The sequence below is a fragment of the Manganibacter manganicus genome (genome assembly GCF_002075885.1).
Taxonomy (GTDB): domain Bacteria; phylum Pseudomonadota; class Alphaproteobacteria; order Rhizobiales; family Rhizobiaceae; genus Mesorhizobium; species Mesorhizobium manganicum.
Map to the genome: position 1 here is coordinate 90,060 of NZ_MDET01000058.1, position 25,034 is coordinate 115,093.

Genomic DNA, 25,034 nt, shown 5'->3' on the forward strand with positions numbered 1-25,034 from the left:
ATATTATCCATGACAAAAGCGCTATCGGTGTGGATCACCTCGGTTCTGATCGTGCTCGGCATCCCGCCATCGGCGGGCGCGGCAGAATTGCTAATGCTGGAACAACCCGGCTGCGTTTGGTGCGCACGCTTCAATCGGGAGATTGCGCCAGCCTGGCCGAAAACGCCGGAGGGCCAGCGCGCGCCCCTGCGGCGGGTGGACATCACCGGCCCATGGCCGGCTGATCTGGCTGATATTACCAGGGAACGCTTCACACCAACTTTCGTGCTGATGGAAAATGGCCGGGAGATCGGCCGCCTGCGTGGCTATCCCGGCGATGAATTTTTCTGGTTCCGTATCGACGAATTGCTGGCAAAACTCTCTCCCGCCAGCCAGGGCTGACAGGGCGCTGCGGCGGCGGTATCATTTCAGGCCAAACAGGGTGTGACATGGGCCTTCCAAGACCAAGTGAGAACCAATCCCCGGAAGATTTCAACCGGTTGCTCGATCAGGCGCGCAAGGCAAGCGATCTGTTGAAGGCGCTGTCGCATGAAAGCCGGTTGCTGATCCTGTGCCTTCTGGCGGAAGGCGAAAAGTCCGTCTCGGAACTGGAGGACATCATGAAGATGCCGCAGGCGGCCGTATCGCAGCAACTTGCGCGACTGCGTTTCGACAGTCTCGTCAACACGCGCCGCGATGGCCGTACCATCTATTATTCGATCGCCAGTGCAGAAGTTTCGTCGGTGATCGCAACATTGTACGAACTGTTCTGCGCGCCTGTACGCCACGAGGAGCCGCGGGTCAGGCATCCTTGAGGAGATAAAGGCCGACGCTTTGCACCGGAACGGAAGCGCAGCGGAGGAACAATGGAGTTTGTGGATTCGCCCTGGTTTCTGCCTGTCGCCGGCCTTTTTGCAGGCATCGCGCTAGGCTTCGCCGCGCGGCGGCAGCACTTCTGCACCATGGCTGCGTTGGAGCGCCATTGGTATGCGGGTGACAGTCGAGGCTTAAAGACATGGGTGCTGGCCGCAGCCGTGGCGCTGATGCTGACCCAGATTCTGGCGGCTGCCGGCTACGCTGACATCGGCCAGAGTTTCTATCTCACTTCGCGATTCGGCTGGACCGGCTCAATCATTGGCGGGCTAGCCTTCGGCTTCGGCATGGCGCTGGTCGGCACATGCGGCTTCGGCGCACTTGTGCGCACCGGCGGCGGCAGCCTGCGCTCACTGGTCGTGCTGATGGTGCTCGGTCTTTCTGCCCTCGCGGCCCAACGCGGGCTTGTGGCGCTCGGGCGTGTACAGTTCGTCGATAATTTTGCCCTCGACCTTTCCGCTCATGGCGGACAGTCGCTCGGTGCTCTTGCCTCTTCATGGGCAGGCGCCGACCTCAACGCCGCAGTCGCAGCAACTGCGGCGTTGTCCTTGCTCGCGTGGGTGTTCAGCGATCGCGGATTCCTTAAGGAGCGTGGTGCGATCCTGTCGTCAATCATCATCGGTGCCGTCATCGCCTTTGGTTGGATTGCTACCAGCCTTGCCGCCCAGCACAGTTTCGAGCCAGTGCAGGTCGAAGCAGCCTCTTTTGTCGTCCCGGTTGCAGACACATTCCTGCAATTCATAACCTATACCGGGACGCTGCCTGACTATGGCGTCGGGCTGGTGGTAGGCGTGGTGATTGGAGCGGCCGCCTGCGCGATGACCCGCAAGGACGTGCGCTGGGAAGCCTGCGACGACGCGCGTGAACTAGGCCGGCATCTGTCGGGTGGCTTCCTGATGGGCGCCGGCGGTGTCTTTGCCATGGGCTGCACCATCGGCCAGGGCATTTCGGCAGTCTCCGTCCTGGCCATTTCGGCGCCACTGGTCATGGCCTCTATAGCGCTCGGCGCACGCATGGGGCTGTCCTATCTGATCGAAGGCTCTCCGTTTGCCGTCTTCCGAGCCACCCACAGCGAGCCGGCAGAATAGATGTCAGGCAGTTACAAAGCGATAGGCCGCGCCCTTGCGCTCGATGGTTCCGGCGCCCGGATGCGGAAAATGGAAGCCGATCACCCACGCCTTATCATTCGCCAAGCGGTCGAGGAGCGCCGTTCTCGTCTTGATTGCCGTATCCGGATCCTGATCGGCCCCGGTCGGCCAATCGGGTCGTTCCAGCGAAACGGCCAGATTGGTTGCCGCATCTCCTAAAATATGCACCGGCGTATCGCCGCCATGCACCATGAAGGAAGAATGGCCAGGTGTGTGGCCTGGCGTGCCGACCACCTCGACTCCCTCAATCACCTCATCGCCCGGCATGAAGAATGAGACCTTGTCCTCGATCCTATCAAAGCGATTGCGGGCGCCCGGAACGAAATTCCTGCGCGCTTCCGGCATGGCGTCGAGCGCGCCCTCGGAGCGCCAGAAATCCCATTCCGTTTGGCTGATGTGATAGCGAGCCTCGGGAAAAAGCAACTCGTCGAAATCGTCGGTCACGCCCCAGATGTGATCGGGATGCGCATGGGTGAAGACGACATCTGTAACAGCGGTGGGATCGATGCCAGCTTCGGCAAGATTGCTGGCAAGACGACCGGTGCTCGGCAGGAAGTTCGGGCCAGCCCCGGCATCGAAGATAACCAATTGTTCGCCCTTGCGCAGCACCGTGACGTTGCAATCGTTGACCAGCGCATCGGTCGCCAGCCCGTTATCGGTCAGAAGCTTTTCGAGTTCGGCTTGCGGCACGTCGGGCATTGCTGCCGACAGCGGCAGCTTGATGAAACCGTCGGCCATGATCGTGAGTTCACCATCGCCTGTCGTCAGATGGCCGATGGCTCGCGCTGGCGAGGACATGAACCCGGCAACGGCCAGTGCGGCACCGCCGCGAAGCACCGCGCGACGTGAAATGCTGTTCATTTCTTTTTCCTATCCCTGCTCTCACATGGCCAGCAATCCAGCCACAATTGACACATTCGGCTTTTTGCATCCTTATGGTTTCGTGGCCGTTGGTCAATGCACATTGGCCGACAAGCATGACGCAGGAGAAACAATGTCTGCAATCCGCATAGCAATGGCCGCCGCGCTGGTCTCTGTCATGGGCATCGCCGCACAGGCCGATGAGGCGGTCCACAAGCTTGCCATTCAGGTTGACCAGAACGACCCGGCGCTGATGAATCTCGCATTGAACAACGCCAGAAACGTCAAATCCTACTACGAAGGCAAGGGTGAGAAGGTCGCGATCGAGATCGTCGCCTTCGGCCCCGGTTTGAATATGTATGTCGAAGCGACCAGTCCGGTGAAAGACCGCATTGCCGCCATGGCGCTGGAAAGCCCGGAGATCACCTTTGCTGCTTGCGAGAACACGCATAAGGGCATGATCAAAAAGGCCGGGAAGGACGTGCCATTGGTGAGCGAGGCGACGATTGTTCCCTCCGGCGTCGTGCGCCTTATGGAATTGCAGAAGGAAGGCTATGCCTATGTCAGGCCGTAAGTTTTTCGGCGCAATCCTGTCTGCCGGCCTGCTGCTGGCCGCAACTCCCGCTGCTGCCGTCGACGACGTTACCACCTTTACCACCAATACGCCGTTCGCGGACGTGATTACGGATCTTGAAGGCGCGATCATCAATCGCGGCTATGTTGTCGATCATACCGGCCATATCGGAGATATGCTGGAGCGAACCGCCGACGATGTCGGGGCGACCAAAACCCTCTACCGCAACGCCGAATTCAAGGAATTCTGTTCGGCCGTCATGTCGCGCGCGGTGATGGAGGCCGATATCGGCAATATCGCCTATTGCCCCTATATTGTCTTCGCTTACGAAGCCGAGGCAGCGCCGGGACAGGTTGTCGTCGGCTTCCGCCGCTTGCCGGAAGGCAACGGACGCGATCAGGTCAATACCGTTCTCGAAAATATCGTCAGGGAAGCGGTTGGCCAGTAGCGCCGATCAGATAAACCAGTTGGGATATGCGGAACGCAATTCCTCAACGTCGGGAATGACCGCGCCGAGGTGAATCTTCATGGCCTCGCATGCTGCTTTGGAATCGTGAGCAGCGATCGCGTCGCGGATAATGGCGTGCTCGCCAATCACATGATTCATGCGGCCCAACGCCGGCAGAGTCATACGGCGGGCGCGGTCAATCTGCACTTTGACCGGCTTCAAATAATCCCAGATGCCGTCATAGTCGGCAATGTGAGCGATAGCCTCATGGAAGGCCTCGTCGGCCTCGTGAAAGCCGTTCATGTCCTGCCGTTCCGACAAGAAGCGTTGCCGAGCCAGAATGTCGTCCAGCAAGGCTATGCCGCCGGCATCGGCACATTCCGCTGCCTTCTCGACGGTCGCCCCTTCGAGCGCTTTGCGGATTACAACAGCATCCGGGATCATGGAAACCGGGATGGGTGCAACGAATGTGCCGGATTGGGGATAGATGTTGACCAGCCCGTCCTCGACCAAGCGGATCAGGGCCTCGCGAACCGGCGTGCGGCTAACGCCGAACCGTTCAGTCAAGGCCTTCTCATTAAGTGCGGTGCCCGGCTTGAGTTGCATCGACACGATTGCGGCGTGAAGCTCGCGATAAACAGCGGTAGCGGCGGTGGTGCGCACGATTCCTGTCCGCGCCTTTACCTTCGATTGCCCGGCGTGTGCCGAGCTCAAATCCGACGCTGAAACAGTAGCTCGCCCCTTCGCGGATTCCATTTATTCCTGCCTCTCGTTCGCGGTCGGTTGACATATTAATATATTATTTTCTACTGTCCACCAGCATCGATCCAATCGAAAGTTACGATGCCGCGCGCGGCTTTTGTCAGCGCAATGCAGACCGCAAGGATTTTCCATGCCGCTTCATCCTGACAGGCTTTTTCCAGCTGAGCCTGGCATCCGCTCCATAGCCAGGAGCCTTTATGAACAGGTTCATAGCCTGCCGATCATTTCGCCGCACGGCCATACCGATCCTGATTGGTATGCCTACGACCAGCCATTCCCCGACCCCGCAACGCTGTTCGTGAAGCCAGACCATTACATCTTGCGCATGCTTTATTCCCAGGGCATGCGTATGGAGGATTTTGGTGTGCCGAGGCTGGACGGCGAGCCCGTTGAAGCGGATGGGCGGCGAATCTGGCGGCGTTTCGCTGAAAACTATCACCTGTTTCGCGGCACTCCTTCCCGGCTCTGGTTCGAGCATGCGCTGGAAACCGTTTTCGGCATCGAAGAACGGCTCGATGCCCAAAATGCCGACCGGCTCTATGAGCGTCTTGCAGCGCAATTGAGTGAACCCGGCATGCGGCCACGCGCGCTCTACCAGTGTTTCAACATCGAAGCGATCTCGACAACCGATTCGGCGACTGATCCTCTTGCAGCGCATGACACCATCAAGGCTTCAGGCTGGCAGGGCCGCGTTTTGCCGGCCTACCGGCCAGATGCCGTTGTCGATCCCGCACGGAAGGGTTTCCATGCCGAACTCGAGCGGTTCCATGAAATGGCCGCAACGCCAGAAACCTATGCCGGTTATCTCGAAGCCCATCGCATCCGCCGCGCCTATTTCAAGGAACGCGGCGCGACATCGACCGATCACGGCCATCCGAGCGCTCGCACAGCCAATCTGTCTCCCGCCGTGGCGGCTGACCTGTTCGATCGCGTAAGACGACCGGACGTTTCCAACGAGGACGCCGAGTTGTTCCGCGCCCAGATGCTGACCGAAATGGCGCGCATGAGCGTGGATGACGGATTAGTCATGCAGCTTCACCCCGGTTCATTCCGCAACCACAACCCGAGTTTGTTCGCCGATTTCGGATTCGACAAGGGCGCCGATATCCCGACCCGCACCGACTATGTGCATGATCTCAAGCCGCTGCTCGATGTCTTCGGCAATGACAGCAGGTTGACCCTGATTCTGTTTACCCTGGATGAAACCAGCTATGGGCGCGAATTGGCGCCGCTTGCCGGACACTATCCGATCCTGCGGCTTGGACCGCCCTGGTGGTTCTTCGACAGCCCGGAAGGCATGCGCCGATTCCGCGAACTCACCACCGAGACGGCGGGATTTTATAACACCGTGGGTTTCAACGACGACACCCGCGCCTTCTGCTCAATCCCCGCCCGTCACGACATGGCACGCCGGGTCGATTGTGCCTATCTGGCCGGTCTGGTCGCCGACCACCGGCTGGACGAGGCGGAAGCGCACGAAATTGCACACGACCTGGCCTATGGCCTTGCCAAGAAGGCATACAGATTGTGACCACGACACAACGTCTTTCCAATGTCACGCTGAAATCACTCCCGGCGTCGGTTCAGCGTCCGATCTATGACCGCACAGCCGTCACGCCCGGTATCGTCCATCTGGGGATCGGCGCATTCCATCGTGCACATCAGGCCGTTTACACTGATACGGTTCTCGCCGATGGCGACGACCGTTGGGGTATCGTCGGCGCTTCGCTGCGCAGCACGGACACGCGCGACGCACTGGCGCCGCAGGATGGCCTCTATACGGTTGCAGCGCGCGACGGCGATGGTGAGCGATTGCGTGTGGTCGGTTCCAGTATAGACCAGTTGGTTGCCCCCGAGGATCCGGAGCACCTGCTGGAAACAATGGCCGATCCAAGGGTGAAAGTCATATCGCTAACCGTAACGGAGAAGGGCTACTGCCATTCCCCATCCAGCGGCGATCTTGATGAAGGACATCCAGACATACGCCATGACCTCGCGATGCCGGGTTCTCCACGCTCCGCCATCGGCTTCATTGTCGAAGCCGTTGCACGGCGGCGCGCGGCAGGCGCCACGCCTTTCACGCTTTTGTCGTGCGACAACCTACCCGCCAACGGGCGAACGCTGAAACGTGTCGTCACGCGTTTCGCGGAACTGCGCGATCGCGACCTTGGCAGTTTCGTTGCCGATGAAATCGCCTGCCCTTCAACCATGGTGGACCGGATCGTTCCGGCAACGACAGACGCGGATCGTCAAACTGTCTCAAAATCTCTCGGCCTGACCGATGCATGGCCAATCATGACCGAACCCTTCTCGCAATGGGTGATCGAAGACGATTTTCCGGCGGGTCGGCCGCAATGGGAGGCCGCTGGAGCGACATTCGTCAGCAATGTCGATCCTTATGAGTTGATGAAACTCAGGCTTCTCAATGGCAGCCATTCGACGCTCGCCTATCTCGGCTATCTTGCTGGCCATGAAACAGTTTCCGACACTATGTCGGCACCAGGCTTCGCCGTGCTGATATCCGGGCTGATGGACGAGGAAGTGACATCAACCTTGCCACAACTGCCAGGCATCGATCTCTCTGCCTACAAGACCGATCTCATGGCCCGTTTCAGCAATCCGGCGCTGCGGCATCGCACCTGGCAAATCGCCATGGATGGTTCGCAGAAGATCCCGCAACGCCTGCTCAATACGATCCGGGATCGCATCAAGGCGGGAGCACCGTTTGCAAGACTAGCTCTCGGCGTCGCCGCATGGATCCGCTATGCCTCGGGCGTCGATGAAAAAGGGGCCGTAATCGACGTGCGCGACCCATTCGCCGCCGCGATGCGCCGACAGGCCGAAAGCGTCACGTCACCGACCGAACTGGCTTCGGCTTTCTTCAACATGGAACAGGTTTTCGGCACCGATCTTCCACGAGAACAGGAGTTCCGCTCCGCCGTTGAAGCCGCTCTTGCCCAACTCATGCGGGACGGCGCGGCTGCCACGGTCACCCAGGTGATAAGCCCTTAGTCTGGCGTGAATGGTCAAAAAGCAGTTGTGTTTGGGAACTGATAGATTAATATATTAAATGCGAACGCCACTCCCGTGAAAGGGGGTGGCCGCCACCGGAGGAGACAAAATGATCAAGATCAACCGCAGACAAGCGGTCGGCGCCCTGGCCGGCATGGCCACGTTCCCGGCGTTCGGAGCCTTTGCTCAATCCGCGAAGCTTCCATCTTCGCCAGTGGCGCTCAACATCGTGGACGTAGCGGGCAATCTCGCCCTCACGCAAAAGGCGATCCAGAACTATAAAACGGCCAAGCCTGAACTGGTTTCGAACATCTCCTTCACCAAGGCGCCGGCACCGGAGCTTCCCGGCAAGCTTAAGGCGCAGCAGGCAGCCGACCGCGTCGATATCGATCTCGTCCTCACCGGCACCGATGCCCTTTCGGCTGGCATCGAAATGGACCTTTGGGTCAAGTTGTTGCCCGATGCTTCCGGTGCCTTGCCCAAGCTCGACGAAATCTACCAGGAACCTGCCGCGCGCATGCAGACTCTGGCCAAGGATTTCGGCGTGGTGGTGACCTATTATCCCTCCGGTCCTCTCATCGAATACATGCCGGACAAAGTAAAGACGCCGCCGGCCACGACGGATGAATTGCTGGCCTGGGCGAAAGAGAACCCTAACCGCTTCCTTTATGCACGCCCGGCCAATTCCGGACCCGGCCGCACATTCCTTATGGGCCTGCCTTATCTTCTCGGCGACAAGGATCCCAAGGACCCGGTCAAGGGTTGGGACAAGACTTGGGCTTATCTCAAAGAATTGCACAAATATATCGAATACTACCCGACCGGCACCGGCGCGCTGATGAAAGAACTCGGCGAAGGCACGCGTGACATGACGGTGACAACAACCGGGTGGGATATCAATCCGCGCGTCCTCGGCGTCGTGCCGAAGAAGGCCATGGTCGGCGCACTGAAAGGTTTCCACTGGGTCGCCGACGCGCATTATATGTGCGTGCCGAAAGGCGTCAGCGAGGAGAAGCTCGCCGTCCTCAAGGATTTGATGGCCTTCCTGCTGACACCTAAACAACAGGCTTACACCTATGACGAGGGCTATTTCTATCCCGGCCCCGCGGTGAAAGACGTTACGCTCGACATGGCGCCGCAGGAAAGCCAGGATGCGATCAAGGAATTCGGCCGGCCCGAATATGCCGATCTGATCGCCAACAATCCGATCGAACTCCCGCTGGAACCGGCGGCCATGGTCACGGCATTCCGGATATGGGACGAACAGGTCGCCGCAGTGCCGAAATAGCCCTCTACGCCATTCAATTTTAAGCCTTCCGATCCGGCCGCGTAGCCGGATCGGCCGTAAATCGGGATTGCCAGGGATGCTGCTTGCCTCGTCGAAATTCGACGAACTTCGCCTTGATCATATGAGCCGTGCCTTCGGAACGGTGAATGCGCTGCGCGATGTTTCGTTGACGGTCCGCAAGGGCGAATTCATCGCCCTTCTCGGCCCATCGGGATGCGGAAAATCGACAGCGCTGAACTGTATCGCCGGGCTGCTTGCAACGACCGGGGGCAGCATTTATCTGGATGACAAGCGCATCGACCAACTGAAGCCCGAAGACCGCGGTTTCGGCATGGTGTTCCAGAACTATGCCCTGTTCCCGCATATGACGGTCAGGTCCAATATCGGCTTCGGCCTCAAGATGCGAGGCACGCCAAAAGCCGAAATCGCCAAACGGGTGGACGAGGCGCTTGGACTTGTTCGGCTGGAAGGCCAGGGCCACAAGCTTCCCGGCCAGTTGTCCGGCGGTCAACAGCAACGCGTCGCCATTGCTCGCGCCATCGTCATCGAGCCGCCGCTGGTGCTGATGGATGAGCCGCTTTCAAATCTCGATGCCAAGCTGAGACTCGAAATGCGCGCCGAAATCCGGCGCATTCACAACCAGCTTGGCGCGACGACGCTCTATGTCACGCACGATCAGGATGAAGCCCTGTCGCTGGCAGATCGGATCGTGGTGCTCCGCGATGGTCAAATCCGGCAGGTGGGCATGCCGCGCGACCTTTACGAAAGCCCGGACCATCTCGATATCGCGGAGTTCATGGGTTATCGTAATCGCCTCACCGGCAAGGTGACGGCGCGCGATGGCGAACGCGCTACAATCGACGTAAGAGGCACCAGTTTTTCCGGGCGCTTGCGCGGCGACATTGAGATCGGCGGTGCGGCTGTCATCGCTGCCCGTGCCGACGATGTCACGGTTTCGAAGGCGAATGATGCCCTCAAGGCCACGGTGGAAACCATCGAATATCGCGGCCGGGAATTCGTGGGGACCGCGCGCACGGAAGACGGACTGGAGTTGATCTTCCATGCCCCGGAAGCGGCGGCGGTCGGCAATGCCATTTCGCTTTCGCTCGATCCGGCCCACGCGCTGATTTACGCGGCATGAGGCAAGGATGAGCAGCCTTGAACATACCCCCCCGGCATCGTTGCGGCAGCGGCTTGCCTTGAAGGGCCTGGACGGTGTGACGCTGCTGGTTGTGCCGGCAGCCCTCTTTACACTCGCGATCTTCGTCTATCCCTTTCTTTACGGCTTGCTGCTATCCTTCGAACCCAAGGAAGGGGGGATTTTTGCTAACTATCAGCATTTTTTCTCCGATCCATTTCTCTACAACACCATCGCCACGACGCTATGGCTCGCGGTTCCGGTGACGATCATCAGCCTGATACTGGCATTACCTATCGCCTTTCGCGTCCGCCTGATGACGCGCCAGCGCCTGCTAACCACTATCCTCGTGCTACCAGTTACGCTGGGCACCGTGCTCGTCGCAGAGGGCCTGCTCAATTACCTCGGACCGCAAGGTTGGTTCAGCCGTACGCTGATGCTGTTCGGCATCATCGACAGCCCGGTCAAGCTGACCAACAATTATTGGGGCGTGTTCGCGTCGCTGATCATCACCGGGTTTCCGTTCACCTTCCTTTTGACGCTATCCTATGTGAGCGGCATCGATCCGGCGCTGGAACAGGCGGCCGCTGTCCATGGCGCACGCGCCTGGCAGCGCTTCCGCCATGTCTTCCTGCCCTTGCTGATTCCCGGCCTGGCTATTGCCTTCCTGCTGTCTTTCGTGCAGGCGTTCGCCGTTTTTCCATCGGCTATCCTGTTGGGAGCGCCGGCTGGCCCTACCCGCGTCATCTCGATTGCCGCCTATCAGGCCGCTTTCGAGCAATATGACTATTCCATGGCCTCGGCCATCGCCATGATCATGGCTGCGGTCCAACTCGTCATCGTGGTCGCCATACTTTTCGTGCGCAACCTGTTCTATCGCGGCTCGACGGCCGGCGGGAAAGGCTGAGATGATCCGCGACACTACCATTGGCGCCAAGCTCTGGATCACCGCGATCTGGGTGGTGGTCGGCTTCTTCGTACTCAACCTGGTGGCGATGATCGCCACCGTGATCCTGTCGTCCTTCGGCACGCGTTGGCTCGGCACTTGGGTGCCGGCTGGCCTCACGACGCGCTGGTACTTTTCCGCCTGGTCGGAATTCCAGCTCTATGACGTGCTGGTGGTCACATTCCAGATCGCCTTTACGGTGGTGGCGCTTTCCGGCCTGCTCGGCGTTACCGCCGCTTATGCGCTGGCGCGGCGAGACTTTCCCGGCAAGAAGCTGGTTATGCTACTGTTTCTGCTACCGCTTCTTGTGCCGCCGATCACCTTCGGCATCCCGCTGGCGACCGTGCTTTATCAGGCCGGTGTCGGGGGCACATTCTGGGGCGTTGTTCTGGCCAACCTGGTGCCGACCGTACCGTTCGTCATTCTGGTGATGATCCCCTTCATCGAGCAGATCGATCCGAAGATTGAGGCGGCGGCGCGCGTCTTTGGCGCCAACACCTTCAAGCTCTTCCTGCATGTGCTGCTGCCGATGCTGGTGCCCGGTATACTGGCGGCGCTGCTGCTCGTCCTGGTGCGCACCGTCGGCATGTTCGAGCTGACATTCCTGACTGCGGGACCGACCAGCCAGACGCTTGTCGTGGCGCTCTATTACTCGGTGTTCGCGTCCGGCGTGCGCGCGGTGCAATCGATCGATGCGATGGCAGTGATCTACATGATCACGACGCTGGTCTGGCTGCTGATCGCCCTGCGCTTCGTCAATCCGACACAGATCGTGGCGCGCGCCAAGCAGCAGCCCGCCTCCACCTGATATTCGCCTGCCCTCGCCGTACTGGCGACGTGGGCAGGCGAATACAGTTTACGCTTTAAATTATACCGGCTGACGATTGGTCGGATCGGCGCGGATGATGGCGGCGATCAGGCGTTGCGTTTCCAACGCCTCCTCGCCTGTCACGACAGGATCGCGGCCTTCAGCCACCGCAGCGGCGAAGTCGGCAATCAGTGCACGATGCGCATCATGCGGGAAATCCATGATCGCGGCGCCGCTACCGGATTTGCCTTCCGCTTCAACGGCTTCCTCGCACCCGTCGAGCCAGGCGACTTTCAGCGCACCGCCCGTCAGGGTGGCCGTGCCGAGCGAACCGACAATATGCATGGCCTCGGGCGAGCCGGGATAGGCAGACGTCGTTGCAAGCAGCGAGGCCGGCGCGCCGTTGGAAAGCTCCATCAGGGCAGAGACGTAGTCTTCCGACTCCATACGGTGCAGCGCCGTTGTGCGGACCTGCGACGCGACCACCCTGGACACACCAAGCAGCGAGTGAAACAGATCAATAGCGTGGATTGCCTGCGAGAGAAGCACACCGCCGCCGTCGCGAGCAAAACTGCCCCGACCGGCCGCGTCGTAGTAAGCCTGTGGGCGCCACCACGGCACGTTGAGAGATGCCGTCTCCACCGTGCCCAAGCCGCCGGACGCTAGAATTTCGCGTAAACGCACACTTGCCGGCCTGAAACGGTGTTGCAGCACGACGCCAAGACGAAGACCAGCGGTGCGACCCGCTGCCACGAGGCGCCCGGCGCGTTCCAGTGTCGTTTCAAGGGGCTTTTCCACCAGCACATGCTTGCCGGCGGCCAGTGCCGCCTCGGCAATGTCCAGATGCGCATTGGCCGGCGTCAACACCAGCACCGCCTGTACGTCAGGGTCGGCGATAGCCGCCCTGATGTCGGTCGTCACCGGAAAAGCAAACTGCCGCGCAAAGGCCTGTGCGCTGGCTTCGCTACGGGTTGCGGCCCACTTCACGTCGATCAGGTTGGCAAGGTCCATAAGGCTCCTCGCATGCGGCAGCGATGCCGGACCGAGGCCGACCATGGCGACACCCAGCCTGTTCATCGCGTCACCCTTTCTTCGCTCGTCAACACAGTTGCTGTCGCTTGCGCTTCCAATACCAACCGGCATACGGTGAAGACATGTTCCTGCGGCATCGCCGTTTCGCTGCGGTCGCGCATATCGGCGAGAAAACGCTCGAAATAGGTGATCTTCTCGCCCGACGCGTCAAAGTGACGGGTCTGGTCGCCATCGACCAGAAAGACATGATCTGTTCCCGGCCTGCCGGCGATATCGACATATTTCCTCAGTTCGAGCGTGCCTTTCGTGCCAAGGAGGACCAGTCGTCCGTCACCCCAGGTCGGCAGACCATCAGCGGTGAACCAATCGACGCGAATATAGGCGCTCGCTTTGTCGCCCCGCAGCAGGATATCGCCGAAATCCTGGAAATCAGGAATATCGGCGGCACCGTAATGGCCTATGGAACTGGCCTCGATGCGAGCGTCGGCGCAGTTGGTGTAGAACAGAAACTGGTCGATCTGATGCGAAGCGATATCGACCAGTATGCCGCCGTAATTCTGTGGGTCGAAGAACCAGGCCGGCCGGATAGCCCGGTTGAGCCGATGCGGGCCGAGGCCGGTCGTGTGGATGACCTCGCCGATGGCACCGTCCCGCACCAGTTTCGTGGCCAGTGTGGAAGCCTGTGTCAGCAGGCGTTCGGAAAAGCAGATCGAGAAGATGCGCCCGGTTTCACGCACGGCCACGCGCACCGCATCGAGTTGTTCGTAACTGGTGATGCCCGGCTTGTCGGCTATCACATCCTTGCCATGCCGCATCGCCTCGACGGCAATGGCGGCGCGCTCGTTCGGCACCGCCGCGGTAACGACCAGGGAGATATTCGGATCATCCAACAGGCGCTGCCGTTCGACGGGCTTCAACTGCGGGAAGCGTTCTGCAACACCGGCGGCGACCTTAGGATCGGTACTTGTCGGGTCGAAGCCGGCGCAAATCGCGCCGGCTTCGATCAAGCCTCCGATCAGTTCATAGACATGACGATGGTCGATGCCGATGACAGCGAAACGTATCGTCATGCTATTTCGTCTTGTTGGCGCCGACCTCGCGATCCCATTTCTCGAAGGCCGCCACCAGAGCTTCGGGCTTCAAAGGCGCCTCGACCGGGAATTTCTTGATAAGGTCGTCATATTGGGGGCGGCCGAATTCAGCGATCGCATCCTGGCTTGCCTGGGGTGCTTCGCTCAGCGGCACGTCCTTCACCGCCGGGCCTGGATAGAAATAGCCCTTGTCATAGGTATAGGCCTGCTGCGCCGGTTGCAGCATATAGGCCATCAGTTTGACAACCACGGCTACTTTTTCGGCGGTTACGCCCTTGGGAATGCACATGAACTGAGTGTCGGGCACCCAATGCGTGCCCTCCAGCGCAAAGGTCTCGACCTCCTTCGGCACAATGCCGAGGACACGCGGATTGATGTCCCAACCGAAGGTCGAGACAATCATGTCGCGGGTGCCTTCGGCAAGTTCCTTCATCGTCACCGTGGTGCCGGAAGGATAATAGTCGATGCCCTCGTCCATCTCCTTCAGATAGGCCCAGGTCTTTTCCCAGCCGTTGATCGGATCGCCCGGATCCTTGTCGCCGAGGATGTAGGGCATCGCCATCAGGAAGGTCCAGCCAGGGCCGGAATTGACGGGCCGCGCATAGCAGAACCTGCCCGGATTGGCCTTGACCCAATCCAGCAGTTCGGCGGCATTCTTCGGCAGCGTCTTGACCCTGTCCGGCGCATATTCAAACAGCGGCCCCGAAGGCGAATAGACAACCGCCACGCCTTCTTGCTGGCCGAAATTCTTCTGCATCATCAACGCGCTGTCGTGATAGACTTCCTCCGGCTTGGGCAGCACGGAAGGATATTTCGTCCATACGTCGATCCACAGGCCCTGTGTGATGCCATCCGACATGGCGCCTGGCCCGGTCAGCACGAGATCGATATCCACCCTGTTGGCCGCCTGCTGGGCGGCGAGTTTGGCCGGCAGTTCAGGAGACGGGGCGCGCGAAAAGGTTATGCGCGAAACGAGTTCGGGGTTTTCCTTGCCGAATTTCTCGATCGCCGCCTGCGTCAATTGCAAATTTCCAGCAACGTCGATGACATTGAGAGCGACTGGCGAGCTTGGCAGTGCAAGCCCATCGGCGAATGCCTTGCTGAGCGGCAAAGCCGCCATGCCCGCCAGCCCGCCAAGCACCTGACGGCGCGAAATTCTGAACATGATCGTCCTCCCGTTTTATTCGGGCGAAAGCTGAGTGCCCCTGCCGCCCGCATCCTCCATACAAATAATATATTAGTCTATTAGTATTTGACTGCAACCGGGAAAACAGTTCCGTCGGCGATTTGCAACCGCTGGAAGGGTGTACGCAGCAGGTGAAGGCCGAAACGACGAACGCCCTCCGATGGGAGGGCGTTCGAGGCAATCTGACAAATAGCGCGATTGTTAGAAGTCGTCGCTTTTCTCCGGAGGAACCAGCCCTTCGATGCCGGCCAGAAGGTCCTCTTCCGACATGCGGTCGAAGGTGATGCTTTCCTCCGGCTCGTCGGAATCGGCTGCCGTTGCCACCGCGGCCTGATCGGGAAGCGCCTCGTTGGCCTCCGGCTCATCGACCTCGACGTGCTTTTGCAGCGAGTGGATCAAATCTTCCTTGAGATCGCCGGGCGACAGCGTCTCGTCCGCGATCTCGCGCAGGGCGACAACCGGGTTCTTGTCATTGTCGCGCGGAACGGTAATCTGCGCGCCCTGGCTGATCAGGCGAGCGCGATGGCCGGCCAGCAGGACCAGTTCGAAGCGGTTGTCGACCTTGTCAATGCAGTCTTCAACGGTAACGCGGGCCATGAATGCCCCTTTCATACTTTTTCTTTGACGGAAAACTGGCGCAGGCCATAACCCGGCTGCCGAAAAAACACAAGCTTTATGGCTCCTTGCCGCATCATCGGGGCGAATGAGACAATTGGCCTCGACTTATTAGCGATCACATATGTAATCCAGGGCGCTCGACCTCTTGGAATGGTGCGAATCCGGCGCTATTTCCTTGATAATTGAGATCGCACGCTCGTCTTGCGAAACCCAGGCAGGGGCATGTGCGTATTTAAGATATTGCCTGTTTCATAAAGGACTTTTCCTATGTTCGATCCACGCGAGAAGATCGCTCTTTTCATAGACGGCGCCAATCTCTACGCCACCTCACGCTCGCTCGGCTTCGATATCGACTATCGCCGGTTGTTGTCGAATTTCCAGAAGCGCGGCTATCTGTTGCGCGCCTATTACTACACCGCACTGGTGGAGGATCAGGAATACTCCTCGATCCGCCCGCTGATCGACTGGCTCGACTATAACGGCTTCAAGGTGGTGACGAAGCCGGCCAAGGAGTTCACGGACGCCAGCGGCCGCCGCAAGATCAAGGGCAATATGGACATCGAATTGACGGTGGATGCGCTGGAACTTGCGGACACTGTCGATCACTATGTCATCTTCTCCGGCGACGGCGATTTCCGCACTCTGGTCGAGGCACTGCAGCGGCGCGGCCGAAAGGTGTCGATCGTCTCCACAATGGCCTCGCAGCCGCCGATGATCTCGGACGATCTGCGTCGGCAGGCCGACCACTTCATCGACCTGATGACGCTGAAGAACGAGATCGGCCGCGATCCTTCGGAACGGCCGGCGCGAAAACCTGAACCTGCAAGCGACGACGACGGCGACGGCGATTATTGAGCCCGTGGCAGCATGAATGCCATTACAGCCGATCCTGCCCGCGCCGAACCGCCTCGCGATTGCCCGCGTTGCCCGCGCCTTGTTGCCTTCCGTGAGGAATGGCGCGACCGTGAACCGTCATGGTTCAACGCGCCGGTGCCGACATTTCTGCCACCTGAAGGTCCGCATGCCGTCAAATTGCTCATTGTCGGCCTTGCGCCCGGCGTGCGTGGCGCCAATCGTACCGGCCGGCCCTTCACCGGCGATTATGCCGGCGATCTTCTCTACAGCACCATGATCGCGCAGGGTTTGGCGCGCGGCCGTTTCGAGGCCCGCCCGGACGACAGCCTTGAACTGATCGGCACGGCAATCACCAATGCGGTGCGCTGCGTACCGCCGCAAAACAAACCCGTCGGCGCCGAAATCGCCACCTGCCGCAATTTCCTTACCGCCACGATTGAGAACTTCGCCAATCTCGGCGCCGTGCTGTCGCTTGGCACCATTGCCCATCAATCGGTGGTGCGGGCGCTGGGCGAGCGTGTCGCGGCATACCCGTTTCGCCATGGCGGCCGCCAGACGATTGGCGCGCTTACGCTGTTTTCCAGCTATCACTGCTCGCGCTACAACACCAATACAGGGGTCTTGACCGAGGACATGTTCGTCAGCGTGTTCAGGGAGATCGCGGGATTCCTTGCGGAATAGAGTCCGGGAATCTGCTCGCATTTATTCGTTGCCACGCTGCCTTTCGGCCCTGATTGTCTTTTGCCCCGCCCTTAAGCTCGCTCGCTGCGCTCGTCGCTGGCGGGGACCCCGTATGGCCAGACGCCGGCTTGAGGCCGCACTTATTCATTGCCACGCCCGGCAAATGCCGTCTGGCCATTTCAAAGAACGGACCTTTCAAACTTGAAAGGTCGGGAAGCGGGCGCGGGGCCGTACCTCCTAAGTTTAATTATATGGCACGGTTGTCCGCGCCCGCCGGCGTTTCTACCCTTGCCTTTCCCGGCCCATCGCCCATTTGCGGGCGCGAGCAACGCAGGTCCGGTTCGGGCCGGGCGGTTCCGTTCACTGTTACGGATCACACACCCGGCGCCACACTTGCCTGGATGCTCGAGTGTGCACACCCGTTCCCGCTGGCAAGCTGCTGAGACGGATTATGCGGGAAGGATGACGGGTGTGGACAAAGCGGGGAGAAGGAAACTGTCGTTAACAGGGCAAGCGCCTGATTGGCAACGGATTTATTCTTATCGATTACGGCAGGCGATAAATTTCCATCCACGCGAACTGGAGCCGCCCTCGTCCTTCGAGGCTCGCCCCTTCGACAAGCTCAGGAGCTCGCACCTCAGGATGAGGGCTGATGTAGCGCCCGTTTCTTCGCTTTGAGGCGACGGCATTACACAACCTCCCTCATCGTGAGGAGGCAGCGTAGCTGCCGTCTCGAACGACGCACTACGCAAACTGGAGCCGCACCTACCTTCCTCATGCTGAGGAGCCGGCCATGCCAGCGTCTCGAAGCACGCACGGCGCAATCGCCAATACAAGGTGAAGCTCGAGAGGACGACCTCAAAGGGCTGAACCCGCGCACAACGGCAATAGCGGGAGCCATCGCGCTCAGCCGCGCTCTTTCAGCAGGCGCCCCTTCTCGCGGTTCCAGTCGCGCTGCTTCTCGGTTGCGCGCTTGTCGTGCAGTTTCTTGCCGCGCGCAACGGCAAGCAGCAGTTTGGCGCGGCCACGATCGTTGAAATAGATCTTCAGCGGCACCAGCGTCATGCCTTCGCGCTCGACGCTTTGGGCGAGTTTCGCGCGTTCGCGCCTGGAAACCAGCAGTTTACGGCGACGGCGCGGCTCGTGGTTGAAGCGGTTGCCCTGCAGATATTCCGGCAGGTAGGAATTGATCAGCCATAATTCGCCGCCTTCAACCGAGGCGTAGGATTCCTGGATGTTGCCTTGCCCCTGGCGCAGCGACTTCACCTCGGTGCCGGTCAGCGCCAGCCCGGTCTCGATGGTATCCAGCACCTCATAGGAAAACCGCGCCTTGCGGTTTTCCGCAGCGGTCTTGTTGTTGGGATCGGCTTTTCTGACCTGGTTCATGGCGTGGAGAGATGGGCCTCCACGTTCAATTTATCAAGCCTGCGATCTTCATCGCGGCGTCGATCTTCTCCGCCGTGGCTGGCTCCGCCGTCACCAGCGGCAAGCGCACCACATTCTCGATGCGGCCGAGCCTCGACAGCGCGTACTTGGCGCCGGCAACACCGGGATCAAGGAAGATCGCCTTGTGCAGCGGCAGCAAACGGTCCTGCAGTTCCAGCGCCTTTTCATGGTCGCCGGATAGTGTTGCCTCCTGGAATTCGGCACACAGCCGTGGCGCGACATTCGCGGTCACGGAAATACAGCCGACACCGCCATGGGCATTGAAGCCGAGCGCCGAGGCATCCTCGCCCGAAAGCTGAATGAAATCCTTGCCACAGGTGGCGCGCTGCTCCGAAACGCGCTCGACCTTGCCGGTGGCGTCTTTCACGCCGGCGATGTTGTTGTATGTATTCGCCAGCCGTCCCATCGTCTCCGGGCTCATGTCGATGATCGAACGCGGCGGAATATTATAGATGATGATCGGCAGGCTTGTCGCCTTCGCGACAGCCGAAAAGTGTTCGTAAATACCACGTTGCGTCGGCTTGTTATAGTAAGGCGTGACGACAAGCGCCGCATCCGCGCCGACACTTTCGGCGAATTTCACCAGCCCGATCGCCTCCTCGGTATTGTTGGAACCGGCACCGGCTACAACCGGCACGCGGCCCTTCGCGACCTCGACGCAGACCTTGATCACCTGGCGATGCTCTTCATGCGAAAGCGTCGGCGATTCACCCGTCGTGCCGACCGGGACAAGCCCCTTAGTGCCTTGTTCTATCTGCCATTCCACGAAATCGCGAAAGGCTTTCTCGTCAAAACGCCCGTTACTGTCGAACGGCGTCACGAGCGCGGTCAGCGAGCCTCTCAGCATGATTTCGTCAAGCTCCATGGTTCATCGGGATTGTTGCATGCATTGTTGCAATATCGGCGTTACTGCAACAATGCCACTCGGCTTTAGCTCAAAGCGCGGCGGCGCACCATAGTCTCGACACCGTTTCACGGCAAGAAAAGCCGATAAACGAGACCGGACTTTTCAGCATGAGTATCAGGCGCGGCCATCGCCCGGTGATTTTTGTGTCGGCGGTCGCACTGGCCGCGCTGGCGACGGCCGGCCTCACGCTGGAAGCCGGCCCCACATCGCCCGCTTCGCCTCCGGCAGTCGCGCCCGCGGCAGCCATTGCCCCTGCCCTGCCCGAGCGGATGGCCTCGCCCGCATCGATGCGGCTGCAAAACGGACTCGAGGCGCTCAGCACCGGCAATATCGGCCTTGCGCGCGGCATCCGCGACGCCCTGCCGGCGAACTCGCTCGACCGGCATGTGCTGGCCTGGACGATCGCGCTTTATGGCGGCGATGCGGTGCCGGGCGCCGACATCGCTGCGGTGATGAAAATGCTGCCCGACTGGCCGGGAATGACAACGCTGCGCCGCAATGAAGAACGCGCTCTCTATCGGGAAAATCCCGCACCCGACGCCGTTATCCGCGCCTTTGACGGGCGCCAGCCCGAAACCATGCAAGGCGTGACCCTGCTGGCGCGCGCCTATATCGGCCGGGGCAACCAGCAGGCCGCCATCAGCGTGCTCGCCCCGTTCTGGCGCACGGCAAAGCTGGGCGCCGGCGACGAGGCGGCGATGATCGCCGAGTTCGGCGCGATCATTCCGGTTTCCGTTCATCGCTTCCGCATGGAGCGCATGCTTTATGCCGACCGGGTCAATTCCGCCCTGCGCGTCGCCAAACCGGCAAGGGCGGAAGGCCTGGCAAAAGCCTGGGCGGCGGTGATCCGCCAGGACGGCAAGGCCGGCGAATTGCTGAAAGCGGTGCCCGCCGGCCAGCGTTCGGCGGGCTATCTCTTCGCCGAGGCCGAATATCTGCGCAAGAAGCACAGGTTCCGCGATGCCGCCGCCATCATGGCCAAGGCCCCGCGCGACCGCGAGGCGCTGGTCGACGGCGATGCCTGGTGGGTGGAACGGCGCGTGCTTTCGCGCGAGCTTGCCGATCAGGGTGACATGAAAACCGCCTATCGTGTCGCCGCCGACCATGCCGCCGAAAGCGCGGCCAATGCGGCGGACGCCGAATTTCACGCCGGCTGGTACGCGCTGCGCGGCCTGAACGAACCCGAACGCGCGGCCAGGCATTTCGCCCGCATCGCCGCCCTTGCCGAAGGCCCGATCTCGCTGTCGCGCGCCTATTACTGGCTCGGCCGCGCGGTGGACGCCGGCGCGCCAGGCGACGCAAAGGCCTATTACCGCAAGGCGGCGGCCTATGGCACGACCTTCTACGGGCAATTGGCGGGCGAGCGCATCGGCGAGCAGACGCTCAACATCGCAGCGCCGGTGCCGAGCAAGGCGGAGCGCGCGGCTTTCGCGCAGCGCGAGGCGGTGCTGGCGATCAGGCGGCTTCAGGCGGCCGGCTTCGAGCGCTATGCCCATGCGCTCTATCGCGATCTGGCGGGCGAATTGACCGGCCCCGGCGAAGTAGCGCTGCTGGCGGCAATGGCCGAGGCGCAGGGCGATCACCATCTGGCGCTCAGGATCGGCAAGATCGCCGCCGGGCGCGGCATCGATGTCGGGGCGCTGTCGCACCCGCTGGGCGTCATCCCCGACGATGCCGACGTTTCCGCGTCCGGCAAGGCGCTAGCCTATGCGATCGCGCGGCAGGAAAGCGAGTTCAACGTCTCCGCCGTGTCCAGCGCCGGCGCGCAAGGATTGCTGCAACTGATGCCCGGCACCGCCGCGCAACTGGCCAAGAAGGCCGGGCTGCCCTTTTCCAAGGTCATGCTGACGGCCGACCCCGGCTATAATGCGCAACTGGGTTCCGCCTTTCTCGGCCAGCAGCTCGACCGCTTCGACGGCTCCTATGTGCTGACCTTCGCCGGCTACAATGCCGGCCCGCGCCGTGCCGCCGAGTGGGTGGCGCGCTATGGCGACCCGCGCGGCAAGGATCTCGATACCGTCGTCGACTGGATCGAGCGCATTCCCTACACCGAGACGCGCAACTATGTGCAGCGGGTGATGGAGAATTACGAGGTCTACAAAATGCGCCTCACCGGCCATTTCGACATTGCCGGCGACCTTGTGAACGGGCGTGGGTAGGCGCATCCACCTCCCTCATCGTGAGGAGGCGGCGCAAGCCGCCGTCTCGAACGACGCACGACCGGGACCGCCCTCGTGGTTCGAGGCTTCGTTGCGCTTCGCTTCACTGCGCGCCTCACCATGAGGGCGCTTGGTGAGGCCACTTAATACCGGTGGGCCTGGATGTTGACACATCCAGGCCGCCTCAATCGCCGGCGCGGCCCATCCGGGCCACTTGGCTTTCGCGCCAACGGGCGCGGCGCGCAGTCGCGCGCTCCAACGATCATTCAAAATGACCGTTGGTATTATCCGCCAGTCCCGCTCCTTGCCTATTTCACCTCGCGCTTGCGCGCGGCCGGGGCAGCGCTTTTGCGGTTGGCGCGCGGTTTCGGCTCCGGCTTCGGCGCCTCGCACGCCGCTTTCGGCGCGGCAGGTTTCGGCCGGGCTTCCAGCACCACCACGCAACTGTCGAGATCGTTGGCGGCAAGGTGGGCGTAGCGCATGGTCATCTGCAAGGTCTGGTGCCCGAGCCACATCTGCACACGGCGAATGTCGATGCCGCCCTGAACCAGCCGTGACGCGCAGGTGTGGCGCAGAATATGCGGCACCACCTGCGTGTCGGTGCCCAGGCCGACCTCGGCCTTGGCCTCGTTCCAGATGGCGCGGAATTGCGGCTGGTTGAGCATGGCGAACGGCCCTTTTGGCCGCCGGCCGCCCTCATCGGACAAGATCAACGCCTCCCTCGCCCGATCGGTCAGGGGAATGGTGCGGCTGCGCCCGGACTTGGTGAGCCAGAAGGAGACGCGATGCTCCTGAATGTCGTTCCAGATCAGCCCCAGCGCCTCGCCGAGGCGGCAGCCGCTATCGACCAAAAAGATGGAGAGCCGCCAGGCATCCTCGCTGCGGCTGCGGATAGCGGCAAAGAGCCGCGCCTCCTCATCCCGTTCGAGGAAGCGGATTCGCCCGGCCCGCTCCTTCTGGCGGCGGAATTCGGGCAGGCTGTGGATATCCCCCATCTTGTATGCCTTGCGCAGCAATTTGCTGAGTGCGGCCATCTTCCGATTGATGGTCGCGTTGCTGTTGCCGCGTTGGCGCAAGGTTCCGATAAGGTTATCGAGGGTGGCTTGATCGAACGTACTGAAACGCTCGCCAAGGAAGATCTCGTCGATCTCGCCGATAAAGGAGCTCACATTGTATTTGTGGCGTCCGTCATCCCATAAAATGTCTCTGTATGCCGAAAAGAGTTCGCCGATCCTGTACGACTTTACTTCTCGAACGGCGTTCAGATGATATTTTATCTTCGCACGTTCAGAAGAATAAGCCGAAAATTGTTCAGAGAGCCCCCGCTCTTGAAACGCGTCGTTCGCCATTATGTCCAAACCCCCGATTGGATAGGAGTTCCCTATCTGCACGAAGGAGTCCTTTCAAGAGTTGAGCTTGCGGTTTTCATTCATTCGCCTTGCGGCAAATCCCACGAATGGTCCCACAAATCCCGTTCAGCTACAGATTCACCCCCATCTTTTTCGTCCCAAGCCCAATCACGAAACAGACGAACCCGGACACCAGAGCGTCCGGGTTCTTTTTCAGTTACACGGCTTCAGACCTTAGAAGCTGCGCTGGAAGCGGATGATACCGCCGATCGCGTCCTTGTCGGTCGCGCCGGTCCAGGAGCCATACTTGGCCTGATTGGCGAGGCTCTGGTTGACGTAGTCAACTTCGGCCGTGACCGTGAAGCCCGGAACAACGGTGTAGGCAACGTTCGCCGCCACACCGAGGCTGGAGCTATCATCATACGAGACCTGCAGGTTCAAAGCAGTCTTCTCGTTGACCTGGTAGGTGCCGCCACCCCAGACAGCCCAGTTGCCGCCCCAAGGCTTGTAGAAGTTGCGGTCGATATTGTCGTCGGTACCGTAGCCGCCCATGATCCACAGCGAGAGCTGGTCGGTAGCCTTGACGTCTAAACGAACCTTGCCGGCCCATTCTTCGTAGTTGCTGTTGTAGGCAACCACACCGGAGACGCCACCCCAGCCCTGGGTGTACTTGGCGCCGAGAACGACATGCGGCATGGCGCTGTCGATGATGTTATCGTCAACCACGAACGCCGAATACTGGTCGTCGTTGCCCTGTTCCAACGCGACCATGGCCGAGAAGCCGTTACCGGCGTCGAAGGTGTAGCTGATCAGGTTGGTCTTGAAGCCGCCGTAAGGCACCAGCGTATCGTTGATGACGTTGCCGGCATAACCGGTGAACGTGTCATAGGACGACTCATCGAGACCGATGCGCAGGCCACCGAGCTGCAACCATGCGAAATGGATGTCGATATTATTTTTAGCGCCATTGTAGTTCGAGCCGGCGAAGTTCATGCGGGTCTCGGTGAAGGTCCTCAACGTGCCGAGTTCGGTCTCTTCAGCCGTCCAGGTGTTCAGCGTGAAGCGGGCATTCTTGTGCCAGGTGTCCTGTGACTTGCCATTGAGGCGGTCGGTCGTGCGGTCACCCGTGAAAGAGCCCTGATCGCCATAGGCAGCGTCATAGCGGACGTAACCGCCGATGCGCAGGCAGGTCTCGGTGCCGGGGATATAGAAGTAGCCAGCGCCGTAGACGTCGCAGATCTTGACGTATTCAGCGGGTTCCGGTTCGGCGTAGACGACAGCGTCGGCGGCGCGCGCACCGGAGACTGCGAGCAGAGCCGCAGCGGAGCCAAGCAGAAGGCTCTTGATGTTCATTTTCTGACCTCCAGTCAGAATCGAACGGCAAGGGCGCCATGACTTACCGGAGAATTTATTATGTCCTTATTTTCAATGCGCTTTTCGACAGGAGAGATTCCGGCATTGGTCCTGCGGTCTGTGCATCCTCCTCCCTCATCGTGAGGAGGCGGCACAAGCCGCCGTCTCGAACGACGCACAACCGGGATCGCCCTCGTGGTTCGAGGCTTCGTTGCGCTTCGCTTCACTACGCGCCTCACCATGAGGGTGCATGCAGCATATTTCCAAGGCCCAACCGCGCCCTCAATGTTTCGTACGGATATTATCGCCTGCCACCCGAAGCACGAAGCAGGATGGCGGAGAGGATGGGATTCGAACCCACGAGGCCCTTTTGAGGCCTACTCCCTTAGCAGGGGAGCGCCTTCGACCACTCGGCCACCTCTCCGGCGCACCGGCTGGATAAAGAAAAGGCGGGGCACAATCAATAAGCACCGGATGGAATCGCCGAAAAAAGCTCCCGGAAGCCCCGTCTCCTTATATT

Annotated in this window: 24 protein-coding genes and 1 tRNA gene; 14 read left to right on the forward strand and 11 right to left on the reverse strand. The window is 60.5% G+C overall.

Going from position 1 to position 25,034, the window contains the following annotated elements; all coding sequences use genetic code 11:
* The first annotated feature begins 9 nt into the window (after positions 1-9).
* From BFN67_RS21825 to BFN67_RS21835, 3 genes are read left to right on the forward strand one after another with little or no spacing between them, the layout of a single operon-like run.
* Positions 10-381, forward strand: coding sequence for a thioredoxin domain-containing protein (locus BFN67_RS21825; protein ID WP_080921563.1), 372 nt, complete (start codon positions 10-12; stop codon positions 379-381).
* Between the two features lie 47 nt (positions 382-428).
* Positions 429-794 (forward strand): ArsR/SmtB family transcription factor, encoded by a 366-nt coding sequence (locus BFN67_RS21830; RefSeq protein ID WP_080921564.1) that lies wholly within the window; start codon positions 429-431, stop codon positions 792-794.
* A 51-nt stretch (positions 795-845) separates the two neighbouring features.
* Positions 846-1,940, forward strand: a complete 1,095-nt coding sequence (locus BFN67_RS21835; RefSeq protein WP_080921565.1) for a YeeE/YedE family protein — start codon at positions 846-848, stop codon at positions 1,938-1,940.
* A gap of 3 nt (positions 1,941-1,943) precedes the next feature.
* Here BFN67_RS21835 and BFN67_RS21840 read toward each other — a convergent pair whose 3' ends face one another.
* A complete protein-coding gene (locus BFN67_RS21840) occupies positions 1,944-2,861 on the reverse strand; it encodes an MBL fold metallo-hydrolase (RefSeq protein WP_080921566.1) in 918 nt (305 codons plus the stop codon).
* Positions 2,862-2,994: 133 nt separating this feature from the next.
* On the opposite strand from BFN67_RS21840, the gene BFN67_RS24990 reads away from it, so the two are divergent.
* Together BFN67_RS24990 and BFN67_RS21850 are read left to right on the forward strand one after the other, a co-directional pair.
* Positions 2,995-3,435, forward strand: coding sequence for a DsrE family protein (locus BFN67_RS24990; protein WP_080921636.1), 441 nt, complete (start codon positions 2,995-2,997; stop codon positions 3,433-3,435).
* Positions 3,422-3,883 carry a DUF302 domain-containing protein gene (locus BFN67_RS21850; protein WP_080921567.1) on the forward strand — a complete coding sequence of 154 codons (462 nt, stop codon included), beginning with the start codon at positions 3,422-3,424 and terminating at the stop codon, positions 3,881-3,883. Before BFN67_RS24990 ends, BFN67_RS21850 begins: the two co-directional genes overlap by 14 nt.
* Before the next feature lie 6 nt (positions 3,884-3,889).
* Here BFN67_RS21850 and BFN67_RS21855 read toward each other — a convergent pair whose 3' ends face one another.
* Complete coding sequence (locus BFN67_RS21855; protein ID WP_080921568.1) at positions 3,890-4,639, reverse strand: GntR family transcriptional regulator; 750 nt, start codon at positions 4,637-4,639, stop codon at positions 3,890-3,892.
* A gap of 136 nt (positions 4,640-4,775) precedes the next feature.
* Between BFN67_RS21855 and uxaC the strand changes: the two genes are divergently transcribed.
* The 6 genes from uxaC (at position 4,776) to BFN67_RS21885 (ending at position 11,837) form a co-directional block, all read left to right on the forward strand.
* Positions 4,776-6,176, forward strand: coding sequence for a glucuronate isomerase (gene uxaC, locus BFN67_RS21860; protein ID WP_080921569.1), 1,401 nt, complete (start codon positions 4,776-4,778; stop codon positions 6,174-6,176).
* The gene (locus BFN67_RS21865; RefSeq protein ID WP_080921570.1) at positions 6,173-7,657 is read left to right on the forward strand and encodes a mannitol dehydrogenase family protein; all 1,485 of its coding nucleotides are present in this window, start codon (positions 6,173-6,175) and stop codon (positions 7,655-7,657) included. Before uxaC ends, BFN67_RS21865 begins: the two co-directional genes overlap by 4 nt.
* A gap of 112 nt (positions 7,658-7,769) precedes the next feature.
* Entirely contained in the window at positions 7,770-8,945 is a 1,176-nt protein-coding gene (locus tag BFN67_RS21870) for an ABC transporter substrate-binding protein (protein WP_080921637.1), read from the forward strand.
* Positions 8,946-9,021: 76 nt separating this feature from the next.
* Positions 9,022-10,086: an ABC transporter ATP-binding protein gene (locus BFN67_RS21875; protein ID WP_080921571.1), complete on the forward strand. Its 1,065-nt coding sequence runs from the start codon at positions 9,022-9,024 to the stop codon at positions 10,084-10,086.
* 7 nt (positions 10,087-10,093) lie between these two features.
* The gene (locus BFN67_RS21880) at positions 10,094-10,990 is read left to right on the forward strand and encodes an ABC transporter permease (protein ID WP_080921572.1); all 897 of its coding nucleotides are present in this window, start codon (positions 10,094-10,096) and stop codon (positions 10,988-10,990) included.
* Position 10,991: 1 nt separating this feature from the next.
* Positions 10,992-11,837: an ABC transporter permease gene (locus tag BFN67_RS21885; RefSeq protein WP_080921573.1), complete on the forward strand. Its 846-nt coding sequence runs from the start codon at positions 10,992-10,994 to the stop codon at positions 11,835-11,837.
* Positions 11,838-11,897: 60 nt separating this feature from the next.
* Here BFN67_RS21885 and BFN67_RS21890 read toward each other — a convergent pair whose 3' ends face one another.
* The 4 genes from BFN67_RS21890 to rpoZ all read right to left on the reverse strand — a co-directional run bounded on the left by BFN67_RS21890 (position 11,898) and on the right by rpoZ (position 15,743).
* On the reverse strand, positions 11,898-12,914 hold the full coding sequence (locus BFN67_RS21890) for a Gfo/Idh/MocA family protein (protein WP_080921574.1): 1,017 nt from the start codon (positions 12,912-12,914) through the stop codon (positions 11,898-11,900).
* Positions 12,911-13,939, reverse strand: a complete 1,029-nt coding sequence (locus BFN67_RS21895; RefSeq protein WP_080921575.1) for a Gfo/Idh/MocA family protein — start codon at positions 13,937-13,939, stop codon at positions 12,911-12,913. The genes BFN67_RS21890 and BFN67_RS21895 overlap by 4 nt, the downstream gene beginning before the upstream one ends.
* Before the next feature lies 1 nt (position 13,940).
* The gene (locus BFN67_RS21900) at positions 13,941-15,125 is read right to left on the reverse strand and encodes an ABC transporter substrate-binding protein (RefSeq protein ID WP_080921576.1); all 1,185 of its coding nucleotides are present in this window, start codon (positions 15,123-15,125) and stop codon (positions 13,941-13,943) included.
* 222 nt (positions 15,126-15,347) lie between these two features.
* On the reverse strand, positions 15,348-15,743 hold the full coding sequence (rpoZ, locus tag BFN67_RS21905; RefSeq protein WP_080921577.1) for a DNA-directed RNA polymerase subunit omega: 396 nt from the start codon (positions 15,741-15,743) through the stop codon (positions 15,348-15,350).
* Between the two features lie 288 nt (positions 15,744-16,031).
* Between rpoZ and BFN67_RS21910 the strand changes: the two genes are divergently transcribed.
* Entirely contained in the window at positions 16,032-16,619 is a 588-nt protein-coding gene (locus BFN67_RS21910) for a LabA-like NYN domain-containing protein (protein ID WP_080921578.1), read from the forward strand.
* Positions 16,620-16,631: 12 nt separating this feature from the next.
* Positions 16,632-17,300 carry a uracil-DNA glycosylase gene (locus BFN67_RS21915; RefSeq protein ID WP_080921579.1) on the forward strand — a complete coding sequence of 223 codons (669 nt, stop codon included), beginning with the start codon at positions 16,632-16,634 and terminating at the stop codon, positions 17,298-17,300.
* Positions 17,301-18,206: 906 nt separating this feature from the next.
* Here BFN67_RS21915 and smpB read toward each other — a convergent pair.
* The gene (gene smpB / locus BFN67_RS21920; protein ID WP_080921580.1) at positions 18,207-18,686 is read right to left on the reverse strand and encodes an SsrA-binding protein SmpB; all 480 of its coding nucleotides are present in this window, start codon (positions 18,684-18,686) and stop codon (positions 18,207-18,209) included.
* Between the two features lie 25 nt (positions 18,687-18,711).
* Positions 18,712-19,593, reverse strand: coding sequence for a 4-hydroxy-tetrahydrodipicolinate synthase (gene dapA, locus BFN67_RS21925; RefSeq protein ID WP_080921638.1), 882 nt, complete (start codon positions 19,591-19,593; stop codon positions 18,712-18,714).
* 167 nt (positions 19,594-19,760) lie between these two features.
* Here dapA and BFN67_RS21930 point away from each other — a divergent pair, with 167 nt between their 5' ends.
* Positions 19,761-21,812 carry a lytic transglycosylase domain-containing protein gene (locus tag BFN67_RS21930; RefSeq protein WP_080921581.1) on the forward strand — a complete coding sequence of 684 codons (2,052 nt, stop codon included), beginning with the start codon at positions 19,761-19,763 and terminating at the stop codon, positions 21,810-21,812.
* Between the two features lie 308 nt (positions 21,813-22,120).
* Here BFN67_RS21930 and BFN67_RS21935 read toward each other — a convergent pair whose 3' ends face one another.
* From BFN67_RS21935 to BFN67_RS21945, 3 genes are all read right to left on the reverse strand, one after another.
* Positions 22,121-23,161, reverse strand: a complete 1,041-nt coding sequence (locus tag BFN67_RS21935; protein ID WP_192856898.1) for a tyrosine-type recombinase/integrase — start codon at positions 23,159-23,161, stop codon at positions 22,121-22,123.
* 234 nt (positions 23,162-23,395) lie between these two features.
* Positions 23,396-24,514 carry a porin gene (locus tag BFN67_RS21940; protein WP_080921582.1) on the reverse strand — a complete coding sequence of 373 codons (1,119 nt, stop codon included), beginning with the start codon at positions 24,512-24,514 and terminating at the stop codon, positions 23,396-23,398.
* Positions 24,515-24,847: 333 nt separating this feature from the next.
* Positions 24,848-24,938: transfer RNA gene (locus tag BFN67_RS21945), tRNA-Ser, on the reverse strand.
* Positions 24,939-25,034 lie beyond the last annotated feature (96 nt).

What these genes read in the sequence shown, in the direction of transcription:
- BFN67_RS21825 (WP_080921563.1), top strand. Translation starts at nt 10, where the DNA reads ATGACAAAAGCGCTATCGGTGTGGATCACCTCGGTTCTGATCGTGCTC.
- BFN67_RS21830 (WP_080921564.1), top strand. Translation starts at nt 429, where the DNA reads ATGGGCCTTCCAAGACCAAGTGAGAACCAATCCCCGGAAGATTTCAAC.
- BFN67_RS21835 (WP_080921565.1), top strand. Translation starts at nt 846, where the DNA reads ATGGAGTTTGTGGATTCGCCCTGGTTTCTGCCTGTCGCCGGCCTTTTT.
- BFN67_RS21840 (WP_080921566.1), bottom strand. Translation starts at nt 2,861, where the DNA reads ATGAACAGCATTTCACGTCGCGCGGTGCTTCGCGGCGGTGCCGCACTG.
- BFN67_RS24990 (WP_080921636.1), top strand. Translation starts at nt 2,995, where the DNA reads ATGTCTGCAATCCGCATAGCAATGGCCGCCGCGCTGGTCTCTGTCATG.
- BFN67_RS21850 (WP_080921567.1), top strand. Translation starts at nt 3,422, where the DNA reads ATGTCAGGCCGTAAGTTTTTCGGCGCAATCCTGTCTGCCGGCCTGCTG.
- BFN67_RS21855 (WP_080921568.1), bottom strand. Translation starts at nt 4,639, where the DNA reads ATGGAATCCGCGAAGGGGCGAGCTACTGTTTCAGCGTCGGATTTGAGC.
- uxaC (WP_080921569.1), top strand. Translation starts at nt 4,776, where the DNA reads ATGCCGCTTCATCCTGACAGGCTTTTTCCAGCTGAGCCTGGCATCCGC.
- BFN67_RS21875 (WP_080921571.1), top strand. Translation starts at nt 9,022, where the DNA reads ATGCTGCTTGCCTCGTCGAAATTCGACGAACTTCGCCTTGATCATATG.
- BFN67_RS21880 (WP_080921572.1), top strand. Translation starts at nt 10,094, where the DNA reads ATGAGCAGCCTTGAACATACCCCCCCGGCATCGTTGCGGCAGCGGCTT.
- BFN67_RS21885 (WP_080921573.1), top strand. Translation starts at nt 10,992, where the DNA reads ATGATCCGCGACACTACCATTGGCGCCAAGCTCTGGATCACCGCGATC.
- BFN67_RS21890 (WP_080921574.1), bottom strand. Translation starts at nt 12,914, where the DNA reads ATGAACAGGCTGGGTGTCGCCATGGTCGGCCTCGGTCCGGCATCGCTG.
- BFN67_RS21895 (WP_080921575.1), bottom strand. Translation starts at nt 13,939, where the DNA reads ATGACGATACGTTTCGCTGTCATCGGCATCGACCATCGTCATGTCTAT.
- BFN67_RS21900 (WP_080921576.1), bottom strand. Translation starts at nt 15,125, where the DNA reads ATGTTCAGAATTTCGCGCCGTCAGGTGCTTGGCGGGCTGGCGGGCATG.
- rpoZ (WP_080921577.1), bottom strand. Translation starts at nt 15,743, where the DNA reads ATGGCCCGCGTTACCGTTGAAGACTGCATTGACAAGGTCGACAACCGC.
- BFN67_RS21910 (WP_080921578.1), top strand. Translation starts at nt 16,032, where the DNA reads ATGTTCGATCCACGCGAGAAGATCGCTCTTTTCATAGACGGCGCCAAT.
- BFN67_RS21915 (WP_080921579.1), top strand. Translation starts at nt 16,632, where the DNA reads ATGAATGCCATTACAGCCGATCCTGCCCGCGCCGAACCGCCTCGCGAT.
- smpB (WP_080921580.1), bottom strand. Translation starts at nt 18,686, where the DNA reads ATGAACCAGGTCAGAAAAGCCGATCCCAACAACAAGACCGCTGCGGAA.
- dapA (WP_080921638.1), bottom strand. Translation starts at nt 19,593, where the DNA reads ATGCTGAGAGGCTCGCTGACCGCGCTCGTGACGCCGTTCGACAGTAAC.
- BFN67_RS21930 (WP_080921581.1), top strand. Translation starts at nt 19,761, where the DNA reads ATGAGTATCAGGCGCGGCCATCGCCCGGTGATTTTTGTGTCGGCGGTC.
- BFN67_RS21935 (WP_192856898.1), bottom strand. Translation starts at nt 23,161, where the DNA reads ATGGCGAACGACGCGTTTCAAGAGCGGGGGCTCTCTGAACAATTTTCG.
- BFN67_RS21940 (WP_080921582.1), bottom strand. Translation starts at nt 24,514, where the DNA reads ATGAACATCAAGAGCCTTCTGCTTGGCTCCGCTGCGGCTCTGCTCGCA.